The organism is Arsukibacterium sp. UBA3155 (assembly GCA_002364615.1).
Taxonomy (GTDB): Bacteria; Pseudomonadota; Gammaproteobacteria; order Enterobacterales; family Alteromonadaceae; genus Alishewanella.
Genome location: DEYP01000018.1, coordinates 18,671 through 37,399 on the forward strand (window position 1 = coordinate 18,671; position 18,729 = coordinate 37,399).

The following is an 18,729-nucleotide window of genomic DNA, read 5'->3' on the forward strand; positions in this document are numbered from 1 at the left end:
GGAAAGTTAGAATTCTGAGAGCTGAACTTAAGGAATCTCATAATACAATTCGCCAGAAAGTAAAAAGCCAGAAACTAAATCCATTAGTTTCTGGCTTTTTATCTCACACTCCCAAACTACAAGCACCCGCCAACCCAGTTCCATTAGTTTGTCCTGGGCTTCCAAGTCACGCTGCCGGTTGGTCATAAGCTTAACTTTCCACCATTCAGCTCGTGTTGAAGGCCATTTAAATAACAAGCAGTTGTGAAGATGCCAGAAGCATCCATGCACAAATATGACTGTTTTGTATTTCGGCAGAACGATATCTGGCTTTCCCGGCATCTCTTTTACATTGAGGCGGTACCGGAAACCAGCTGCGTGAAGCTGCTTACGTAGCATAAGCTCAGGCCGCGTATTTTTATTACGGATCGCGGCCATATTTTTGCTTCTGGTTTCTTTATCATGAACATCAACCAAAATGCCCCCGTGTCAGCTTGATGACCCTTGCAGGAGTTCATAAACAATAGCAGCAATCTGATTGGCCAGAAATGGCGGTACTGCATTACCAACCTGATGGTACTGCATGGTTCTGCCACCGCGGAAGAAATAGTTGTCAGGGAAAGTCTGCAATCTTGCAGCCTCCCTTACTGTCAGGCTGCGGCACTGTGCAGGGTCATAATGAATAAAATAGTGGCCATCTTTAGATATATGGCTGGTTATCGTCGTGGAAGGCCCCTTTTTCGTCTGAACTCTGAATCTATCTGAAAACTTACCGGACTCCCAGTTTTTGTGAGCGGGTGCCAAGCCCGGTAGATTAAATTCGGTATGTCCCTTTGGAGACCGGCTATGAATCTCAGCAAAGGCAGCAGCAAAAGCATAGCGGCCTAAATCATCAATGCGATGGCCTCGTGTTTCGTGGTTTAACCAAAATTTTAAATTTTCATCTTTAAGCCAGTCGTTTAGTTCAATCAACCCTGTTGACGCTATTTCATTATGTCTTGGAACCCTATTGTTACCATACTCCTTATGTTTACTAAGAGCTGTAAGAGCTTTACTGAGTACTTGTACGACACCAACCATGCCGGTTTTTTTTGCTTCCTCAGCAACTCGTGATATTTGCTCGGCAACTCTGGTTTGCCAGTTAGCAGCAGAGTCGGGCTCCTTACTTAGCCGACTTCGTAGCTTAGGTAGTACATCAATCACATCTTCGACATTAAGTTGTTGTTGGGGATGAAGTTTGTCGAGCTTACCTTGAGTGAACTCCTCTCTTATACCTACGAGTATTACCCGGTGCCTGGCTTGCGGAATGCCATAGCGTTCAGCTTTAATAATAAATGCATTTGCATCTATTTTTGTTGGGTCGCCATCCGGTTCGAAATACTGGTCTGACACCAATGAGCAAATCTTATAGCGTGGGTTGTCTTTTTCTCCAGGAAATGCGCGGGCCGGTGTCGCAAGATCCTGTAAAATCTCGTGGAAGATGCGGCCGCCGCCGACCGTGGCAGATAGCATGCCTTTCACATTTTCCATTACAAACATAGCGGGTTTATAACGATTAATGATTCGCAGATATTCTTTATAGAGGAAATTACGATGATCAGACTCAGCACTGTAATCAACTTTACCTTTATTCCGCGCTCTGCCAACAAGTGAATAAGCCTGACACGGTGGTCCACCGATCAGAACCCAAGGGTCTTTGCCAGTATCGCTTCCAAGACGTTGTTGAATTGCGTTATCAAGCGTCTCATTTCCTTGTTTTGAGCCGAGCTCAATACATAGCGCCTCTTCAGCGGCTTCGTTCCAAATAACCTCGGTTTTGGCAGAATAGGGAGATTCCGCATCACCATTACAAAATGCATAGTAGTCTGAAAGGCCATCTGGCATTTTTGTTTTTAGCAGTCGATAAAAAGCTCTTAACCGTAATGTTTGGTGGGCTATCGGATCTTTTTCGGCGGAAACGACTATCCGAAAAGCATGGCCATTTTCTAAAGCAGAAAAACCTTCACCAAGGCCACCAGGCCCGGCAAACAGATCAACTACAGGGATCACAGGTTTAGTCATAGAGGTAGTTTAGATTCCAAAATAAAGAGCAGACAAACGTCGTTTACTTTTTGATTAATTCGGTTACAGCAGCTTCGGCATCTGCAACGGCATCGTCTTTTGAGAAGGATAGGCCTGTGTCATATTCAACATCGTCCTTACATATCGACCAGCTATAAGCCGGGTTATAGCGGTCGGCAGAAATTTCCACATAGATGGTATAGCCCTGAAATTCTTCTTCATACGAATCAGACATGTCTACTCCTCAGATTCAAATCTTCTCAAATAAATCTTCGACTCTGCAATTAAACAAATCACACAATTTTTCCATGGTTTCAAAGTCCACTCGAACTGCAGTTTCTTTGTATAGCAAAGTAATGGTATTGCGGTTCAGCCCGGTTTCACGGGCAACATCTACCACCTTTAACTTGTGCTCACCCATTAGCTTGGCTAAGTGACACTTAATCAAAACACACCTCAAGTGGCTAAATGTAATTTAGAATGACTTTATGTCATCTAAAGTAACTCATTCGTACAGTAAACACCATACTACTCAACTTCCAACTAGTTGTGCTTTTGAATATAAATTAAGTAGAAATTACGAAATTATAGAACTCAGATATTTCGACAGCTTTACCAAAGCCTCTCTCCGCTCATCCAAATAATCATGCTTATTATAAATCCCTTCAACGCCCTTCAGCTTGTGGTTTAAGCAGCGCTCGGCCACATGGCCTGACACACCGAGTTGTGCCAGCAGGGTGCGACAGGTACGGCGTAGGTCGTGTACTGAAAAGTGCTTGATGTCACCCATTTTGTTGGGTGGCTGTTTCTTCTTGCCGGCTTCGTGACCAAATAGCTTGGTTATGGCGCGGTTAAGAGTGTCTGCGCCCATATAGGGGTTTTTACTGCTACGCCGGTTGGGGAATACATAAGGCGAACCTGCTGCCCGCTTATAGAGCTCTTCTAACCAGCTGAGGCATAATTCTGGTAGTGGTATAGTAAGACCCACGCCAGATTTACTTCGGGCCTTCGGTAACTCCCATATTCCGGCTTCTAAATCAAACTCCTGCCAACTTGCCTCTGTTAACTCACCTTTGCGCACGCCCAGTGTTACCAGCAGCGCACAGGCCAGGTAATTCTCTCTGGCAAAACTATCCCTATTTTCCCGAAATACTTTAAATACCTGGGTAAGCTCTTCCAACGTTAGCGCTCGATCTTTGCTTAGCTCTACGCCACCGGCATCACTAACGTTAAAGGCACTGGCTGGGTTAGCACCCACCACATCTAACTTTATGCCGTGGTTAAACAGTTGTTTTAAATAGAGCAGGGCGTCATTGGCGGTAGTAGGGCGGCCTGACTCAGTGATGCTTTCGATGATGTACTGAATATCCCTGGCGACCACCTTATTTGGCGCTGCGGCGCCAATATGCGGCGCAATATCTTTGCGGTAAACCCGTTCGGGGATGTTGTGGTGTTTTAACCGTTTAACATTACCTTTATGCCAGTCGACAAATAAGTCGTCTACCGTTTGCATTTTGTGCTGCTTGGCGCGCTGTTTTAAAAACAGTGGATCAACCTTTTCCACCACCAATTGTTTTTTCTGCATCACTGCTTCGGCACGTGCTTCAGTAAGTGAGAGATTGGCACATTTGGCCAACGTCATTTCCCGGCGTTTGCCATTAATGCTGTAACGAAGAAACCAAAAGGGCAGGCCTGATTTTGGTACGGCCAGATATAAGCCACCACCATCAGCATACTTACCTGGAATTCCCTTTATTAGGGACTCTACTTTCTTTACGGTTAAACTGCCCATAATCCCTCTCAGATCAGCATGTTAGCCAAAGATGATTTTACTCACCACTAGGCATCTGAGATATTCTAACATACCCACCACTTTACCCACCAGTTATACTTGGCTTTCGGTGGGTGAAGGTGGATGCTGGTAGACTATGGTTTTCCTTAAGTTATTGGATTTAATTATCTAAAATATCAGTATGAACTTCGGTGGATGCTATTCAATATTTTGGATCTGCTCTCTCATCTGCTCAATTAACACTTTAAGCTCTACCGCGGCATTGGTGATTTCGGTACTGATAGCTTTGGAGGATAGTGTATTCGCTTCGCGGTTAAATTCCTGCATCATAAAATCGAGGCGCCGGCCGCAGGCGCCGCCTTTTTTCAGGGTGTGGCGGGTTTCTTTGATGTGGGCATCTAAGCGGTCGAGCTCTTCTGCAACGTCAGATTTTGATGCTAAAAACGCCATTTCCTGCTCTAAACGACCTTGTTCAATGTCAGCCTTAATGTCATTTAAGCGGTTTAAAATACGATCGCGTTGCCATTGCATGGCTTGTGGCAGATGAGTGCGCACAAATGCCACTTGCTCGCCAATAGCGGTTAAACGTTGCTGGATCATTTGCTCAATGGCATCGCCCTCACGGCCACGGCCGGCCAGGAAATCCTGCAGCGCTGCATCAAAACCAGCCAGTAGTTCGCCCTGCATAGCGTCTAAATCTTCTGTTGGGGTTTCCATTACACCCGGCCAGCGCAGAATATCAGCAATATTGAGCTGCGCATTCGGTGCTTTTTGCAGTAATTTTTCAGCTTTTTGCAGCAGTTGGCTAGCAAATTCTTCATTTAAAGTTAGTTCGCCGGCAGCCTGATTCGCATGATAACGCAGATTCACTTCAATTTTGCCGCGCTGCAGGCTGTTACGCAGTTTGTCGCGCAGCAGGCTTTCTAAGCCGCGAAACTGCTCAGGTAACCGGAAATAACTTTCCAGATAGCGCTGGTTTACCGAGCGGATTTCCCACTGGGCAGTGCCCCAGCTGGCTTTGGTTTCGTGGCGGGCGAAGGCGGTCATGCTGTGGATCATGCTGAAATTCCAATACGTCAAAATTGTGTTGAGTATACCTGACTTTAGCCGATTTTGGCGAATTGCTCGCCCTGAGCGCTTATACCCCCTATACGCGTCGCCTTTCAAAATGCACGGGTGTTGTCTGCGCCAGTTCCCCCAATCACTTAGGAATAATAAGCTCATGGTGATTCACGGTCTGGCCGCCTACGTGCATTTAGAAATTCATAGCGTATAATGGCGGCTATCGTTAATTTCAGGAGTGCAGCTATGCGTCCAAGTGGCAGAACCGCCAGTCAGATCCGTCCCCTTACTTTTACCCGTCAATTTACCGCTCATGCTGAAGGCTCTGTGCTGGTGGAGTTTGGTAATACCAAGGTAATTTGTACCGCCAGTGTGGTGGAAGGCGTACCACGCTTTATGAAAGGCCAGGGTAAAGGCTGGGTTACTGCTGAGTACGGTATGTTGCCACGGGCAACCCACACCCGCAATGACCGCGAAGCGGCGCGCGGCAAGCAGGGTGGCCGTACCATGGAAATTCAGCGCTTAATTGGCCGGGCACTGCGCACAGCTGTCGATTTAAAACTGCTGGGTGAAAACACCATTACTATCGACTGTGATGTCATTCAGGCTGATGGCGGTACCCGCACGGCGTCGATTACCGGTGCCTGTGTGGCGCTGGTCGATGCGCTGAATTTTATGCGTGCCAAAGGCACTATTAAAACCAACCCGTTAAAGTATATGGTAGCAGCGGTTTCAGTAGGCGTTTATAAGGGTACCCCGGTAGCCGATTTAGATTACGCCGAAGACTCAAACGCTGAAACCGATATGAATATCGTGATGACTGAAACCGGTAAAATTATTGAAGTGCAGGGCACAGCAGAGACTGAGCCTTTCAGTTTTGATGAAATGCAGCAGATGATGGACCTGGGCCGCCATGCTATCCGGGAAATTATTGAAGAGCAAAAGCGGGTACTGGCGTAAGCAGGAGGCAAAAACACCATGAAGCAGTTTCAACGGGATTTTATTGAATTTGCCCTGGCACGTCAGGTATTAAAGTTTGGCCAGTTCACCCTGAAGTCAGGCCGAACCAGCCCGTATTTCTTTAACGCCGGTTTATTTAATACCGGTAGTGATTTAGCAAAACTGGGCCGGTTTTATGCGGCAGCGCTGCAGGATGCGGCGATTGAATTCGACGTGTTGTTTGGCCCGGCTTATAAAGGCATACCTATTGCGACGACTACGGCAGTGGCGTTAGCAGATCACCATAACCGTGACGTTCCATACTGCTTTAACCGCAAAGAAGCCAAGGCCCATGGCGAAGGCGGCAATTTAGTTGGCTCGCCACTAATGGGCCGTATTATGCTGGTAGATGATGTGATTACCGCAGGTACTGCTATTCGCGAATCTATGCAGCTGATTCAGGCGCAGGGTGCTGAACTTAGCGGCGTGCTGGTGGCACTCGACCGGCAGGAGCGCGGTCAGGGTGAATTATCGGCCATTCAGGAAGTGGAGCGCGATTTTAACACTAAGGTTGTGGCTATTATCAGCCTGCCGGATCTCATCAGCTATTTAGCGGATAAGCCAGAAATGGCTGAGCATCTGGAGGCGGTAAAAGCTTATCGGGCGCAGTATGGTGTGAAGATATAAGTCACTGTAAATAGGAACGCAGGGCATCAGGTAACGCTTACTCCACCGGCTTCAAGGATCACATCCCTGTGCCCCTTCAGCCTGCGCGGCATCCATGCCGCGGTTCCATAAGCATTACCTGACAGCTTGCTCTACAGCAGCACTTCGCCACTTTTTCTGACCTGACGCTTTATGTCAGGTCGACAACCAAAAGTACCATTCTTAATTAAACAACGTTTGTTGTAACAGAGCCCATTGATTTTGCCAGGCGTTGGTTGGCAGGCGTTTAAAGCCCGAACGAACAAATTGGCTTATTTTACCCTCTACCAAGGCCAGTAGTAAGTTTGCCAGCTCGCCTTCGTCAATGCTGAAACCTTTACCTTCGCGCAATTTGCGCTCGCGCAGGGTTTGTTTAAATTGGGTTTCCAGCTTTTCAAACAGTGCCGCTACCCGCTCCAGCAAGCGTTCCTGTTCACCCTGCAGCGCATCGCCGGTAAGGATGCGGCAAAAGCCCGGGTTACGCTCGGCAAATACCAAAATAAGCTGCAGCATGAGTTCTATGCGGCTTTGGGTGTCTTTGTGTTCATCTGAAATGCTGTTTATTCTGGATAACAGGGTGTCTTCAATAAATTCAATTAAGCCCTCAAACATCCGGGCTTTGCTGGGAAAGTGGCGATATAGCGCAGCCTCGGACACGCCGACTTTTTCGGCGAGAGCAGCAGTGGTAATGCGCTGGCCATTATTGCTTTGCAACATGGCGGCTAACGCCTGCAAAATATCTTCTTTTCTGTTGCCGCGACGCGGTGTTGACATAGCTGTTCCTGAAAATAAACTTATAGAGTATCTATTGCTTGGCCTGCTGCAACTTGAAGAAACCGTAAGGCAACATACTTGTGGAACAGCCGCAAGTTGCGGTGTAGGGCTCGTCCAGCCAGTATGCGCCTCTCGCCGCCTTCAAGGATCACATCCCTGTGCCCTTTCAGGCTCCGCGGCATCCTTGCCGCTGCTCAAAACGCACACTGGCCTCCCGAGCTTTCAAGTTTGGCGGTGAAAAAGTGTGTTGCCTGGAGGTTTTACCACCAAGTTCTAATGCTAGCTCTTCCCAGAGTGACCAAAACCACCTTCACCACGCTCTGAGGCGTCAAAGCTATCAACTAGCTTAAACTCTGCCTGTACCACCGGCATAAACACCAGCTGGGCAATCCGGTCGCCTGGTTCAATGCTGAATGTCTGCTGGCCGCGGTTCCACATGGATACCATTAATGGCCCCTGGTAATCAGAGTCAATTAAGCCCACCAGATTACCCAGCACAATACCGTGCTTATGGCCGAGGCCAGAGCGCGGTAAAATGGTGGCGCATAAATTCGCATCGCCAATAAAAATAGAGATACCGGTTGGAATTAATACCGTCTGGCCTGGTTCCAGGGTCAGGGTTTGATCCAAGCAGGCGCGCAAATCAAGGCCGGCTGAACCCGGTGTTGCATAGGCTGGTAGCGGGAATTCATTGCCAATACGGGGGTCGAGGATTTTCAGCTCAATCGCTTTATTCATTTAATCGTTTCACTTGTGGTCTGTTGTTGAGAAAATTGTTTAAAAATCAGTTCGATAAGGCTGGAAGCCAACGCTGTTTTGCTTTGTAACTCAAGCGTCTGCTCGCCACCGTGCCACAGGGCTGTTATCGCATTTTGGTCACTGTTAAAGCCCGCGCCGGGTTGCGATACATCATTGGCACAAATCATATCCAGCTTTTTGCTGGTCAGCTTTTTGTGGGCATAGCCCACTACGTCATTGGTTTCAGCGGCAAAGCCGACAGTGAAAGGCCGCTGTTGAGTTAAACCCGCTACGGCAGCGATGATGTCAGGATTTTTTATCAGGGTAAGTTGCAGCTGCTCGTCACTACCTTTTTTCAACTTATTGAGTGCTACTTCTGCGGCGCGATAGTCTGCCACGGCGGCGCAGCCGATAAAAATATCGCTTTGCACCGCCGCTTTTATTGCGGCGTCATGCATCTGCTGCGCACTGATAACATCTGTCCGCTTAACACCCGCCGGGGTGGTCAGTTGCACCGGGCCACTGATTAACGTGACATCTGCCCCCATGGCAGCGGCAGCGGCGGCTAAAGCAAAGCCCATTTTGCCGGAGCTATGGTTAGATAAATAACGCACCGGATCTAACGCTTCACGGGTAGGGCCGGCAGTAATAGCAAAGCGCAGGCCGGCTAATGGGCCTACTGGTACCTGGCTTTGCTCACCAGCCTGGCCAATAGTTTGTTCAACTAATGCCACCAACTCTAACGGCTCCAGCATGCGGCCATAGCCGACATCGCCACAGGCCTGCTCGCCGGCACCCGGGCCAAAAATGTGAAATTTATGTTTTTTTAGTGTTGCTAAGTTTTGCTGGGTGGCTATATTGTTATACATCTGCTGATTCATGGCTGGCGCTACCGCCACCGGTGCGGCAGAGGCCAGTACACAGGTGGTGAGTAAGTCGTTGGCCATGCCGTGCGCCAGCCGGGCGATGACATCGGCCGAGGCGGGTGCCACCACAATAAGGTTGGCCCATTTTGCCAGTTCAATATGGCCCATAGCGGCTTCTGCTGCCGGGTCGAGCATACTGGTGCTAACCGGGTTACCCGATACGGCCTGCAAGGTAAGCGGAGTAATAAATTGCTGGGCAGCATCGGTCAGGATCACTCTGACCTCGGCGCCCCGCTCTTTTAAGCGACGAACTAAGTCGGCACTTTTGTAGGCAGCAATGCCGCCACTAATGCCCAGTAAAATACGTTTTGCTGCCAGTGTCTGCTGCATAAATACCTAAAGCTGGTCCTGAAATCATCGGCATAAGATAACACGGAACGTAAAAATCGGCATCAATTCAGGGAGGATTCAGATGGCAATTTCTGACTGGCCATTAACCGAAAGACCACGGGAAAAACTGCTGCAGCTGGGGCCTAAGGCATTATCTGATGCCGAGCTTTTGGCAATATTTCTACGCACCGGTGTCAGCGGCTGTGACGCGGTAACGCTGGCTCGTCAGCTTTTGAATCATTTTGGCTCGCTGCGCCGCTTAATGGGTGCCAGCCAGCATGAGTTTTGTCAGGCGAAGGGCCTGGGTGAAGCAAAGTTTGTGCAATTACAGGCTGTGCTGGAACTGAGTAAGCGTTATATGCAGCAGCAATTACAGCGTGAAACGGTGTTTACTGAGCCGGCACTGGTGAAAAAGTTTTTATCGCACACCATTGGCCATGAGCAACGCGAAGTATTCTTGCTACTTTATCTTGATAATCAGCATCGTTTAATTGCCAGTGAGCCGCTATTTATGGGGACTATCGATGCATCGCCGGTATATCCGCGTATTGTAGTTCAGCGCGCTTTAGCGCATAATGCCGCCGCCGTTATATTGGCTCATAATCATCCTTCCGGGGTGGCAGAGCCAAGCCGCGCCGACAGGGCAATAACGGAGCGCCTCACCCAGGCCATGGCGTTAGTAGATATAAAAATACTGGACCATTTTGTGGTGGGCGATGCAGAGGTTGTGTCTTTTGCAGAACGCGGCTGGCTTTAACAAAATTTAAACGATAGAGGCGGATCGCCAATAGATCTGCCTGAAGTGCCATTTAAATTCTCTTGAGTTTAGTGGGGCTTTCGTGTATAAAGTGCGCCCTCATCCATTTTCGGGGCAACCTTCAAGGCCAGAAGGGTGAATGATAGCTCGAGCTGACGTAATTTTGGAGAAATATAGACATGTCTAGAGTATGCCAAGTAACTGGCAAAGGTCCGATGGTAGGTAACCGTCGTTCGCACGCCAACAACGCGACAAAGCGCCGTTTCCTGCCTAACCTGCAAACTCACCGTTTCTGGGTTGAAAGCGAAAACCGTTTTGTTACTTTACGTACTACCACCCGTGGTATGCGTATTATTGACAAGAAAGGTATCGACGCCGTTTTAGTAGACGTTCGTGCCAACGGTCACAAGGTATAAGGAATTAACTCATGCGCGATAAAATCCGTTTAGTTTCTTCTGCCGGTACTGGCTTCTTCTACACTACAACGAAGAACAAGCGTACCATGCCAGAAAAAATGGAAATTAAAAAGTTCGATCCTAAAGTGCGTAAGCACGTGATTTTCAAAGAAGCGAAAATCAAGTAATCGACCTGAAAACCCGGCTTTCGCCGGGTTTTTGCTTTTTACACCCTGCCTAAGTTACTATGCCGCTGCGCCCATGCAGACAGGTGCTGCCCTGAGCACTAAGGTATAGCTATGTTAAAACTCTCGCGCCGCAACTGGAACAATGTACTGATTTTTGCAGTGTTGATCCTGATGTTTGTGCTGTACGGTATTCCGCAACGTTTGCAACAAAAATCGATAGCAGAGCATCGCTTAATTCCAGCCGACGCCCAGCTGCTGATGGTGGGCTTTGTCAATCAGCGCCTGGTAAAAGCCGGGCCGCAGTGGCAACTGCAACCACAGAGTAGTAATCAGATTGATGCCGGACAATTAGCGCTGGCCTGGCAGCATAGCCAGTTAACACCTGTAGAAACCTTAACCATGCAAAGCCGGGTGCCGGTGGCACAGGCCAGTGTGCAACTGGTGGGTGAAAGCAGCCCGGTGATCTGGTTACTGTATCCTGATGCTGGATCAGAAGGTGAGCGCTACCTGTTACAACAGGCAGGTAACAACCAGTTTTATCAGCTAAGCACTGCTCAGGCTGAACAGTTGTTTTTGTTAAAGTAAGGCGCGATTGCCGCTCGCTTTTTTGGAATACCCGTTTTTTTGGAGTATAAGTAGTGCCAGAATTACCCGAAGTTGAAGTATCCCGCTTAGGCATTAGCCCGCATCTTGAAGGCCAGCAATTACTGAGCGTGGTCGCAAGGCAGCGTCAGCTGCGCTGGTGGATCCCGGATGAAGTGGTTGCACTTAGCAACCAGCCGATATTGGCGGTTACCCGTCGGGCCAAGTACTTGTTAATCAGGCTGCCGGCAGGTGAAATTATTCTGCATTTAGGCATGTCGGGTCATTTAAAAGTGGTAGCTGCCAATACCCCGGCTGCCAAGCACGACCATCTGGATTTACTGCTATCCAATAATAAAATACTGCGTTTAAACGATACCCGTCGTTTTGGTGCGGTATTGTGGCAGGCAAATAACCAGCCACATCCACTACTGGCTGCGTTAGGCCCAGAGCCGCTGACCAGTGACTTTAGTGTCCAGACGCTGATTAACGCTTGTGCCAAACGCTCGGCTGCCATCAAACTGGTGCTGATGGACAACAAGGTGGTAGTAGGGGTGGGTAATATTTACGCTAATGAAGCCCTGTTTAAAGCCGGCATTTTGCCTGCAGCGCCAGCGAACAGTGTGTCAGCCGATAAATTGGCCTTGCTAAGTACCGTCGTTAAAGAAACGCTGGCTGCGGCCATTGTGCAGGGTGGCACAACGTTGAAGGATTTCAGCCAGGCTGATGGTAAGCCAGGTTATTTTGCACAGCAGCTGTTAGTGTATGGCCGTGGCGGACAAGCTTGCGTTAGTTGTGGCAATACCTTAAGTGAAATTCGCCTGGGGCAGCGCAGTACGGTATTTTGCCAAAGCTGCCAGCGATAAACTAAAAACTGCGGGTTGCGGTAATTCTGACTTCAACAGCACCCAGGTTAGTGTTGTCGGTAAGTGCCTTGGTAATGTCCATATGGATCATAGTGCCGCGGCTGGAATGGTTAGACAGCAAGCGAATACCTGCACCAACACCAACCAAGGTGCCGCCGGATGACGTATGGGCATCTTGTTGCTGAGTTTGCCAGATTTTACCGGCATCAATATAGCCGGCAAAAGCAACGTCTAATAACTGCCACAATGACCAGTCGGTAAAATGACGATATTCGGTGGTAATAACAGCGCGAGACTCACCACTTCTAAAATAGGCAGGGTAAGCACGTAGCTGATTGTCGCCACCAATATAGAGCGGCTCATCACGAAACAAGTTTTGGCCTTTATCCAAAGCCAGTTTACCCACAATGCTGTTACTGTCATCTAGTCGCTTTACCAGCTGCCAATGTGTGGTTACCAGGTATTGTGGTTGTGCAAATTCGCGTTGTAGCCAACTGGCATCCGCCAATAAAAACAGATTGTTTGCCAGCTGCCAGTTTTTGGCAGTACTTACCGACCAGAATAACGCGTTGCTATCTGCGCCCAGGCTTTCGCTATAATTACCAATGCGAGCATTGAGTTGCCAGCCAAAGTTAAAATCCTCGGTACGGTTAAACGAGTTGATATTAAAAAGTTTTCGGTAATCAGCCTGAATAAATTCGTACTCCAGCCAGTAGCCGTTTAAGTTTCGGTCCTCTGGTGCATCTAACACGGTATCAATGTTTTCATTAAACTTAGAGGTATCCATTTCAACCGCAAACGTTAAACGGTGAATATTCTTACTGTTTATATTTAACTTGTAGCCTAGTTCCGCTTTAGCATGATTATTCTCACGCTTGTAACTGTTGAATTCTTCACCGGCGTCATACTCGGTAACGTCTTCAGATACTCTATTAATTTCAAACCCTAAAGCCCACGGCGATGACAACCGGTAGAACGGCCTGTTAATACTCAGTTGGTAGTTATTGCCGTCGCTGTTGTTGCTGTAGCCAAGAGAACTGTTCCAGAAACTGCCGAACATATTTGGCGACAAAAATAAAAATCCCAGCTCTGTGCGCTCACTGTCACTTTTGTATTCCAGGTTTAGCCGGTTGCCGGTCCCCAGAAAATTATCTTCTTCAATACCAAAAGCACTTTTACTGCGCCCACCTTCACTGGAAAAATCTATGGTAGGCAGCAGTGACCAGTTATCCCAGGTCGCGACATTAACGATAACGCTGTTGGTCTCGGCACAAAAATGGGTTATTCGTACTTCTGCTTCACGAATATAACGTCGGCTTCTTAGCAACCGCTCGGTTTCTGCCAACTCGCTAAGATGTAATTGACTGCCGGTTTGAAATAATAAATCGTCGTTTAGCACAGACTCTTTGGTAATGATGTGGGTATAGTTGGCGAAGCGGTGCAACCAAAAGGTGTTCTTTTTAGATAGGTCAAACACATTCTCTGCGGTAAAAGTAATGCTGTTGATGGTGACATCAGTCTCGTTAACCAGGAAGTGATTGTCAGCCACGGCCTGGCAGTCTGCTTGTGCTTTGGCAGCAAACAGCATAATAAAGGCTAGGTTGGCAAACAACTTCATAGGTATCTCCATATACAGGAAAAAGTGCAGGAACAAAACGAGTTTACCCTGCCAAACTTAAGGTAACATTAAGCTATGTGTGTACGCAGAAACATTTTTCTTATTTCAATTCATTACATTGCAGCTAATTGTTTTTCTCAGGTGATAGTATTGCCCTGGCCAGGCGGTGTTGCCGCGGCTAAATGCACCGTACGCTGCGGAAACGGAATTTCTATACCCGCTTGATCGAAGGCGATTTTAACTTCCTCCTGAATACTATTTTTAAGATCGCGAAAATTCTCCCGTTTGGTCCAGACACTGAATTGAATACTCAGCGAGGAATCGGCAAAACCATTAAAAATAAAAAGCGGGGCCGGTTCATCCAGGCTAAGGGGGTTAGCATCGGCTACCTGTTGTAATATTTGCCGAACCTGACTGATATTTTCTTTGTAAGCCACTCCTATCATTAAATCAAAGCGCCGGATAGGAAAACGGGTCAGATTGGTCATTTCGGTTTTAATCAGGCTTTCATTGGGAATGCGGACAAACAAATTATCGAAGGTGCGCAGTTTTACCGACAGTAAGTCTATCGACAGCACTTCGCCGGTGGTAGTACCTACTCTTATTACATCGCCCAGCTGAAAAGGTTTTTCGCCGATTAAAAACAGTCCGCTAATCAGGTTGGAGGCAGAAGTTTGCGAAGCAAATCCTATCGCCACCGACAACACGCCGGCGGCACCTATAAGCACCCCTAACGAAAAACCGAGTTGGCGCAGCGCGGAGGCCACAAACAGCGCCAGAACCAACCAGTAAACCAATCGCTTAAATAATACCGCATGGTGCTGTGAAAAGTTACGGGTAACCAGCTTTTGCACCGCGCGTCCGGCCAGACTGGCCAGCAGTAAGCCTGCTGCCAGTAAGATAGCGGCTTGCAGCATATTAACCATTTGCTCTGACCTTAAATAGGCCGAAATGTGCTCCATTTTACCCGTTCCTGTTAATCATTAAACATGCCGGTAAATGCCCGGATTAAACCCTGTTTTTCAATATTCTGCCGCGGCCCGGCAATTCTGGCTGCGGCGCTCACACCCGCTGGCAACTGTTTACTTATTTTAAACCGGGTCAGTGCATGGTTGCCATCGTGTTGCAGGGTAATAGGATCGGTCCATAACGAGCCGTCATCCAAACCATACAATGCCAGATACGGCAACGGGATACTTAGTTTATCAATCACCAGCATGGTGTCGGCATTATTTTCAATCGTCACTGCGGTAACGGCCCGGTGGGGCCTGACCGGCAAGTCGGCTCTGTTGTGCCGGGCCTGGGTTTTATCGGCGTAACACAACTCACCATGCAAGGTTGATGGCCCAAACCAGGTATCAGAGAGGCGCTGACTGACAATATCAAGCAGATTGCATGCCGGTTGCTGCAAATTTACTTCTATTACCACTGGCGAACTGATATAAAATACCGCCTGCTGGGCCGGCGGGATACTCAGTTGAGTGCGGGTTTTCACCACCATCGGCCGGTCAAGTAACTTTGGGCTAATACAAAACTGGGCCGGGCTTTGCTTAAATACAAAACGCTGTAAATTTTCCAGCTCAGGAAATTGCCTGATGCTCTTACTCTGTGTCTGACTGTGCGTGTCTTGCTCCGGTGCGCGGGTATAACCCAGCAGCCATTCCAGTGGTGCGCGCTGCAGATAAAGGGTTAATGGCCCCAAGGTATACTGCCAGCTCTGGCCGTTGTTCAAGGCAACAGGCTGCCACCATAGGTTACTTGTCTGCAGATCGTTGTGATGTTGTGGTTGCATATCCGGTCCGGTCATTCTCAGTGGCGTTGGTATAGTAGCAGAGCAAACGTCATTTATATGTGCGCTACAGCCTGATTGTTATCTCGGGCGGCGAAAACTAAAATAATGGTTAATTTCTGCTTCAGAAGCAATATGTTATTTTAGCTGAACTGTTGATAGCAGCCAGGTATGTGACAGCATACTATCTAAGCGGTTTTTGAAAAGCGGTTATGACAGGCTACCGTTGCCAGTGTGGCAGACACTTTATGACATTACGCTTAATACGTTAACCCTGAAATTACTGAACACCTGGGTGTCTGGTCAGGACTATGAGGTTGCTATGGAACTACCTGTACTAATAAACCGACTGCGCTTCGCGCTAGAGAACGATACGGTACAGCTGTTGCAAGACCAGCTGGAAGATGTGCATCCGGCTGACTACGCTCTGGCCATTATGGAGTTTTCGCTAGACCATTTATGGATGCTGCTGGTTGCCTTGCGTCGTTCAGAGCAAGCCAAGGTATTTGGCTACTTACCTGCTGAAATGCAGGTTGCGTTGGCTATCCAGGTAAGCCGGCGCAAACTGGCGCCCATTATTCGCCAGATGTCGTCTGACGAACGGGCCGATTTATTTAATCAGTTAACGGCAGAGCAACGGGAAATGCTATTGCCAGCATTGGCGCAGGCCGAGCGCGAAGATTTACTGCGGTTATCCAGTCATCAGGAGGGTACCGCTGGCGCTATTATGACGTCAGATTACGCGATACTGGCATCTGATATTTCCGTACGTGAGGCACTGGATGTGCTGCGCCGCGAAGCGCCCGACAAAGAAACCATCTATTCCGCCTACGTGGTTGATGAAGCCCGCAAATTGATTGGTGTGGTGTCACTGCGCGAACTTATTCTGGCACCGACCACCATGTTGGTGGATGAGCTGATGAACCACGATCCTATCTATGCCACGGTTGACATGAAACAAGAGCAAGTCGCGGCCATGGTGGCCAAATACGACTTACTGGCGTTACCTATTCTGAACGGCGAACAGCAGATGGTGGGTATTGTCACCTATGATGATGCGATGGATGTGGCCGCTGAGGAAGCAACCGAGGATTTTCATAAAACCGCGACCATCGGCAAGCTGGAGGGCAATGTTAAAGATGCCAGCATTGGCCTGCTGTACCGTAAAAGGGTGTTCTGGTTAGTGATCCTGGTATTTGGCAATATCTTCTCTGGTGCCGGTATCGCCTACTTTGAAGACACCATTGCCAGCTACCTGGCGCTGTTGTTCTTTCTGCCGCTGTTAATTGCCAGTAGCGGCAATGCCGGGGCGCAGTCAGGTACCTTGATGGTACGGGCACTGGCTACCGGCGATGTAAAACTGCGCGACTGGGGCTCGTTAATGGCCAAAGAATGCCTTATAGCTGGTTTACTGGGTTTAACCATGTCATTTGCCGTGGTATGGCTTGGCTGGTGGCGCGGCGGCTATGATATTGCGATTGTGGTTGCCGCCACCATGATGCTGGTAGTCATGGTCGGCAGCCTGGTCGGCTTGTCGTTACCCTTTTTACTAAGCCGCCTAAAACTCGACCCGGCCACCGCCAGCGGCCCGCTCATTACCTCCATTGCCGACGTGTCCGGGGTGGTACTTTATTTCTCCATCGCCACCTGGTATTTGGGGTTGTAAGTTTTTGTAGCAAACAGCGCAGTTACAACAGCAAAAACGTTTATCTTTACAACTCATAAATTTCGTTGCAAAAAATAAGGCTGCATGTAAAATCCGGGTGCATTTTAAAGGAGATTATATGCGCAACATGATAAAAACAATCGCAATCACTTCACTGTTAACCACTACTGCCTTCGCCGGCGCTGCTCAGGCAGAGATGTATTTCGAACTGGGTGCAACTCAGTTTTCTGCAGATCTTGATAATGAGAGCATCAGCCATTTTGGTGCTGTAGGCGTGTTGGGAACTACACTTAAAGCGACAGAAAAGTTTGCTCATAAAGTTGAAGCAATTGCGGTTATTGGCTTGAACTCTGACGAAGTCTATGGCGTAGATGTTAAGCTGCAATCGGTAATTGGTGCTGCGTACCGTCCAACTATAATAGTAAACGACTCCGTTTCGCTGTATGCCCGTGCCGGTATGTTTAATGGTCGTGTTAAAGCCAGTGGCTTTGGTATGAGTGAAACAGATTCAAGCACTGAATTTGGTTTTGGTGTGGGTGTCGATATTAAAAAGGTGTCGTTGTCATATTTAAACGTTGATGACACTAATTTTGTTACGGCCACTTTCCGTTTCTGATAACACTTTAAAGTTATCAGTGCCGTGTTTTTTACGCATTAAAGCCTGAAATATCAGGCTTTTTTGGTTTTTATGCCAGGCAAGCTCTCTGTTCGTCTAATTGTTATTATTCCATCGCCAAATAACCACTATGGCAGTAGCCATCAGCCAGGCCGTCGCCTTGCAAGTCTACCTGGCTCCAGTCTCCGCTTTGCCCAAGTACGTTAACCTGCTGGCCGCTGACTAAGGTAGTTTTGATATCAAAGCTGGTGCCGGGTCCAGCGCGCAGGCGCAAGCCATCGCGCGCAGTTACTCTGGCTTTATTAGCGGTTATGGTGGTTCTTGGTAGCGTGCGGTTATCGGCCTCGGTTGCTGCCGGTAATGGCGGCCGGGTGGGGGCCTCAATGGGTATTGGTGGTGCGGTGGGTAAACCCGACCAGCCTGTTATTGCTTGCTGTAAATTCTCGGCCCAGTCATTATCACCATTCTGTGGATAATTACCGCGTTGCAATTGTGCCAGGTTAATACCCTGCATTTGTAAGTGAGGCAGCTCCCAGCTTAATGGCTGTAACTGCTGTTTATCTGCCAGCTTGTGCAACTGCTGCCACCATTTTTTCCGCTCGCCAGTGTCATCCCAACTCCATTTACCGTCGATATACAACACAAAGTCGGCCGCCACCCCATACTGATGCATTGAACTCCAGGCATCGGCATTGGTGACTCTGGCGCCAGGCCGGCTGCGACCCTGGTTGAATAAATCACGTTGACGCTCGGGCGAACGGAAACCTTCAAAAACTTTGAACGGTAACTGGGCACTTAACAGGTCTTGCAATAACAGTTCAACTTTTTGCCGGAAAACCGGATGCAGGTGCGCCATATTAGTATCTCTGCTCATCGCTATGCTCCTTGCCAGTTGTTTTATGACACCCTTAGCGTTGCCCCGGCTAAACGCCGTGACTGACAATGA

General features: G+C 48.4%; 22 protein-coding genes. 9 read left to right on the forward strand and 13 right to left on the reverse strand.

Going from position 1 to position 18,729, the window contains the following annotated elements:
* Positions 1 to 27 precede the first annotated feature (27 nt).
* The 6 genes from B2X65_RS07680 to B2X65_RS07705 form a co-directional block, all read right to left on the reverse strand.
* Positions 28 to 456, reverse strand: coding sequence for a very short patch repair endonuclease (locus B2X65_RS07680; RefSeq protein ID WP_290611718.1), 429 nt, complete (start codon positions 454 to 456; stop codon positions 28 to 30).
* A 12-nt stretch (positions 457 to 468) separates the two neighbouring features.
* Complete coding sequence (locus B2X65_RS07685) at positions 469 to 2,040, reverse strand: DNA cytosine methyltransferase (protein ID WP_290611719.1); 1,572 nt, start codon at positions 2,038 to 2,040, stop codon at positions 469 to 471.
* 43 nt (positions 2,041 to 2,083) lie between these two features.
* Positions 2,084 to 2,275, reverse strand: a complete 192-nt coding sequence (locus B2X65_RS07690; RefSeq protein WP_290611720.1) for a hypothetical protein — start codon at positions 2,273 to 2,275, stop codon at positions 2,084 to 2,086.
* 15 nt (positions 2,276 to 2,290) lie between these two features.
* Positions 2,291 to 2,488 (reverse strand): helix-turn-helix domain-containing protein, encoded by a 198-nt coding sequence (locus tag B2X65_RS07695; RefSeq protein WP_290611722.1) that lies wholly within the window; start codon positions 2,486 to 2,488, stop codon positions 2,291 to 2,293.
* A 129-nt stretch (positions 2,489 to 2,617) separates the two neighbouring features.
* Positions 2,618 to 3,832: a tyrosine-type recombinase/integrase gene (locus B2X65_RS07700; protein WP_290611723.1), complete on the reverse strand. Its 1,215-nt coding sequence runs from the start codon at positions 3,830 to 3,832 to the stop codon at positions 2,618 to 2,620.
* A 198-nt stretch (positions 3,833 to 4,030) separates the two neighbouring features.
* Positions 4,031 to 4,891 (reverse strand): YicC/YloC family endoribonuclease, encoded by an 861-nt coding sequence (locus B2X65_RS07705; protein ID WP_290611724.1) that lies wholly within the window; start codon positions 4,889 to 4,891, stop codon positions 4,031 to 4,033.
* Between the two features lie 249 nt (positions 4,892 to 5,140).
* Between B2X65_RS07705 and rph the strand changes: the two genes are divergently transcribed.
* Both rph and pyrE read left to right on the forward strand, forming a co-directional pair.
* The gene (gene rph / locus B2X65_RS07710; RefSeq protein WP_097112337.1) at positions 5,141 to 5,854 is read left to right on the forward strand and encodes a ribonuclease PH; all 714 of its coding nucleotides are present in this window, start codon (positions 5,141 to 5,143) and stop codon (positions 5,852 to 5,854) included.
* An 18-nt stretch (positions 5,855 to 5,872) separates the two neighbouring features.
* Positions 5,873 to 6,520 carry an orotate phosphoribosyltransferase gene (gene pyrE, locus B2X65_RS07715; RefSeq protein WP_290611726.1) on the forward strand — a complete coding sequence of 216 codons (648 nt, stop codon included), beginning with the start codon at positions 5,873 to 5,875 and terminating at the stop codon, positions 6,518 to 6,520.
* Between the two features lie 201 nt (positions 6,521 to 6,721).
* On the opposite strand, the gene slmA is transcribed toward pyrE, so the two are convergent.
* The 3 genes from slmA to coaBC form a co-directional block, all read right to left on the reverse strand.
* Positions 6,722 to 7,312, reverse strand: coding sequence for a nucleoid occlusion factor SlmA (gene slmA / locus B2X65_RS07720; protein WP_290611727.1), 591 nt, complete (start codon positions 7,310 to 7,312; stop codon positions 6,722 to 6,724).
* A 279-nt stretch (positions 7,313 to 7,591) separates the two neighbouring features.
* Positions 7,592 to 8,050 carry a dUTP diphosphatase gene (dut, locus tag B2X65_RS07725; protein ID WP_290611728.1) on the reverse strand — a complete coding sequence of 153 codons (459 nt, stop codon included), beginning with the start codon at positions 8,048 to 8,050 and terminating at the stop codon, positions 7,592 to 7,594.
* A complete protein-coding gene (gene coaBC / locus B2X65_RS07730) occupies positions 8,047 to 9,306 on the reverse strand; it encodes a bifunctional phosphopantothenoylcysteine decarboxylase/phosphopantothenate--cysteine ligase CoaBC (protein WP_290611729.1) in 1,260 nt (419 codons plus the stop codon). The genes dut and coaBC overlap by 4 nt, the downstream gene beginning before the upstream one ends.
* Before the next feature lie 82 nt (positions 9,307 to 9,388).
* Here coaBC and radC point away from each other — a divergent pair, with 82 nt between their 5' ends.
* The 5 genes from radC to mutM all read left to right on the forward strand — a co-directional run bounded on the left by radC (position 9,389) and on the right by mutM (position 12,094).
* The gene (gene radC, locus B2X65_RS07735) at positions 9,389 to 10,063 is read left to right on the forward strand and encodes a RadC family protein (protein ID WP_214000520.1); all 675 of its coding nucleotides are present in this window, start codon (positions 9,389 to 9,391) and stop codon (positions 10,061 to 10,063) included.
* 179 nt (positions 10,064 to 10,242) lie between these two features.
* On the forward strand, positions 10,243 to 10,479 hold the full coding sequence (gene rpmB, locus B2X65_RS07740; RefSeq protein ID WP_026349251.1) for a 50S ribosomal protein L28: 237 nt from the start codon (positions 10,243 to 10,245) through the stop codon (positions 10,477 to 10,479).
* Between the two features lie 11 nt (positions 10,480 to 10,490).
* Positions 10,491 to 10,646: a 50S ribosomal protein L33 gene (gene rpmG, locus B2X65_RS07745; RefSeq protein WP_008219722.1), complete on the forward strand. Its 156-nt coding sequence runs from the start codon at positions 10,491 to 10,493 to the stop codon at positions 10,644 to 10,646.
* A 111-nt stretch (positions 10,647 to 10,757) separates the two neighbouring features.
* On the forward strand, positions 10,758 to 11,231 hold the full coding sequence (locus B2X65_RS07750; protein ID WP_290611739.1) for a hypothetical protein: 474 nt from the start codon (positions 10,758 to 10,760) through the stop codon (positions 11,229 to 11,231).
* Between the two features lie 53 nt (positions 11,232 to 11,284).
* Positions 11,285 to 12,094, forward strand: coding sequence for a bifunctional DNA-formamidopyrimidine glycosylase/DNA-(apurinic or apyrimidinic site) lyase (mutM, locus tag B2X65_RS07755; RefSeq protein WP_290611741.1), 810 nt, complete (start codon positions 11,285 to 11,287; stop codon positions 12,092 to 12,094).
* Position 12,095: 1 nt separating this feature from the next.
* Here the strand turns inward: mutM and B2X65_RS07760 are convergent, their stop codons facing one another.
* From B2X65_RS07760 to B2X65_RS07770, 3 genes are all read right to left on the reverse strand, one after another.
* Positions 12,096 to 13,712, reverse strand: a complete 1,617-nt coding sequence (locus B2X65_RS07760; RefSeq protein ID WP_290611742.1) for a BamA/TamA family outer membrane protein — start codon at positions 13,710 to 13,712, stop codon at positions 12,096 to 12,098.
* Between the two features lie 137 nt (positions 13,713 to 13,849).
* The gene (locus B2X65_RS07765; protein ID WP_290611743.1) at positions 13,850 to 14,674 is read right to left on the reverse strand and encodes a mechanosensitive ion channel family protein; all 825 of its coding nucleotides are present in this window, start codon (positions 14,672 to 14,674) and stop codon (positions 13,850 to 13,852) included.
* Between the two features lie 14 nt (positions 14,675 to 14,688).
* Positions 14,689 to 15,504 carry a DUF432 domain-containing protein gene (locus B2X65_RS07770; protein WP_290611744.1) on the reverse strand — a complete coding sequence of 272 codons (816 nt, stop codon included), beginning with the start codon at positions 15,502 to 15,504 and terminating at the stop codon, positions 14,689 to 14,691.
* 229 nt (positions 15,505 to 15,733) lie between these two features.
* Here B2X65_RS07770 and mgtE point away from each other — a divergent pair, with 229 nt between their 5' ends.
* Both mgtE and B2X65_RS07780 read left to right on the forward strand, forming a co-directional pair.
* On the forward strand, positions 15,734 to 17,167 hold the full coding sequence (mgtE, locus tag B2X65_RS07775; RefSeq protein ID WP_290611745.1) for a magnesium transporter: 1,434 nt from the start codon (positions 15,734 to 15,736) through the stop codon (positions 17,165 to 17,167).
* 118 nt (positions 17,168 to 17,285) lie between these two features.
* Positions 17,286 to 17,783, forward strand: coding sequence for an outer membrane beta-barrel protein (locus B2X65_RS07780; RefSeq protein ID WP_290611746.1), 498 nt, complete (start codon positions 17,286 to 17,288; stop codon positions 17,781 to 17,783).
* A gap of 106 nt (positions 17,784 to 17,889) precedes the next feature.
* On the opposite strand, the gene B2X65_RS07785 is transcribed toward B2X65_RS07780, so the two are convergent.
* Entirely contained in the window at positions 17,890 to 18,657 is a 768-nt protein-coding gene (locus B2X65_RS07785) for a M15 family metallopeptidase (RefSeq protein WP_290611747.1), read from the reverse strand.
* Positions 18,658 to 18,729: the final 72 nt, after the last annotated feature.

Excerpts from the sequence above, each read along its gene's own strand:
- B2X65_RS07685 (WP_290611719.1), bottom strand. The coding sequence starts at position 2,040 with ATGACTAAACCTGTGATCCCTGTAGTTGATCTGTTTGCCGGGCCTGGT.
- B2X65_RS07690 (WP_290611720.1), bottom strand. The coding sequence starts at position 2,275 with ATGTCTGATTCGTATGAAGAAGAATTTCAGGGCTATACCATCTATGTG.
- B2X65_RS07700 (WP_290611723.1), bottom strand. The coding sequence starts at position 3,832 with ATGGGCAGTTTAACCGTAAAGAAAGTAGAGTCCCTAATAAAGGGAATT.
- B2X65_RS07705 (WP_290611724.1), bottom strand. The coding sequence starts at position 4,891 with ATGATCCACAGCATGACCGCCTTCGCCCGCCACGAAACCAAAGCCAGC.
- rph (WP_097112337.1), top strand. The coding sequence starts at position 5,141 with ATGCGTCCAAGTGGCAGAACCGCCAGTCAGATCCGTCCCCTTACTTTT.
- pyrE (WP_290611726.1), top strand. The coding sequence starts at position 5,873 with ATGAAGCAGTTTCAACGGGATTTTATTGAATTTGCCCTGGCACGTCAG.
- slmA (WP_290611727.1), bottom strand. The coding sequence starts at position 7,312 with ATGTCAACACCGCGTCGCGGCAACAGAAAAGAAGATATTTTGCAGGCG.
- dut (WP_290611728.1), bottom strand. The coding sequence starts at position 8,050 with ATGAATAAAGCGATTGAGCTGAAAATCCTCGACCCCCGTATTGGCAAT.
- coaBC (WP_290611729.1), bottom strand. The coding sequence starts at position 9,306 with ATGCAGCAGACACTGGCAGCAAAACGTATTTTACTGGGCATTAGTGGC.
- radC (WP_214000520.1), top strand. The coding sequence starts at position 9,389 with ATGGCAATTTCTGACTGGCCATTAACCGAAAGACCACGGGAAAAACTG.
- rpmB (WP_026349251.1), top strand. The coding sequence starts at position 10,243 with ATGTCTAGAGTATGCCAAGTAACTGGCAAAGGTCCGATGGTAGGTAAC.
- rpmG (WP_008219722.1), top strand. The coding sequence starts at position 10,491 with ATGCGCGATAAAATCCGTTTAGTTTCTTCTGCCGGTACTGGCTTCTTC.
- B2X65_RS07750 (WP_290611739.1), top strand. The coding sequence starts at position 10,758 with ATGTTAAAACTCTCGCGCCGCAACTGGAACAATGTACTGATTTTTGCA.
- B2X65_RS07760 (WP_290611742.1), bottom strand. The coding sequence starts at position 13,712 with ATGAAGTTGTTTGCCAACCTAGCCTTTATTATGCTGTTTGCTGCCAAA.
- B2X65_RS07765 (WP_290611743.1), bottom strand. The coding sequence starts at position 14,674 with ATGGAGCACATTTCGGCCTATTTAAGGTCAGAGCAAATGGTTAATATG.
- B2X65_RS07770 (WP_290611744.1), bottom strand. The coding sequence starts at position 15,504 with ATGCAACCACAACATCACAACGATCTGCAGACAAGTAACCTATGGTGG.
- B2X65_RS07780 (WP_290611746.1), top strand. The coding sequence starts at position 17,286 with ATGCGCAACATGATAAAAACAATCGCAATCACTTCACTGTTAACCACT.
- B2X65_RS07785 (WP_290611747.1), bottom strand. The coding sequence starts at position 18,657 with ATGAGCAGAGATACTAATATGGCGCACCTGCATCCGGTTTTCCGGCAA.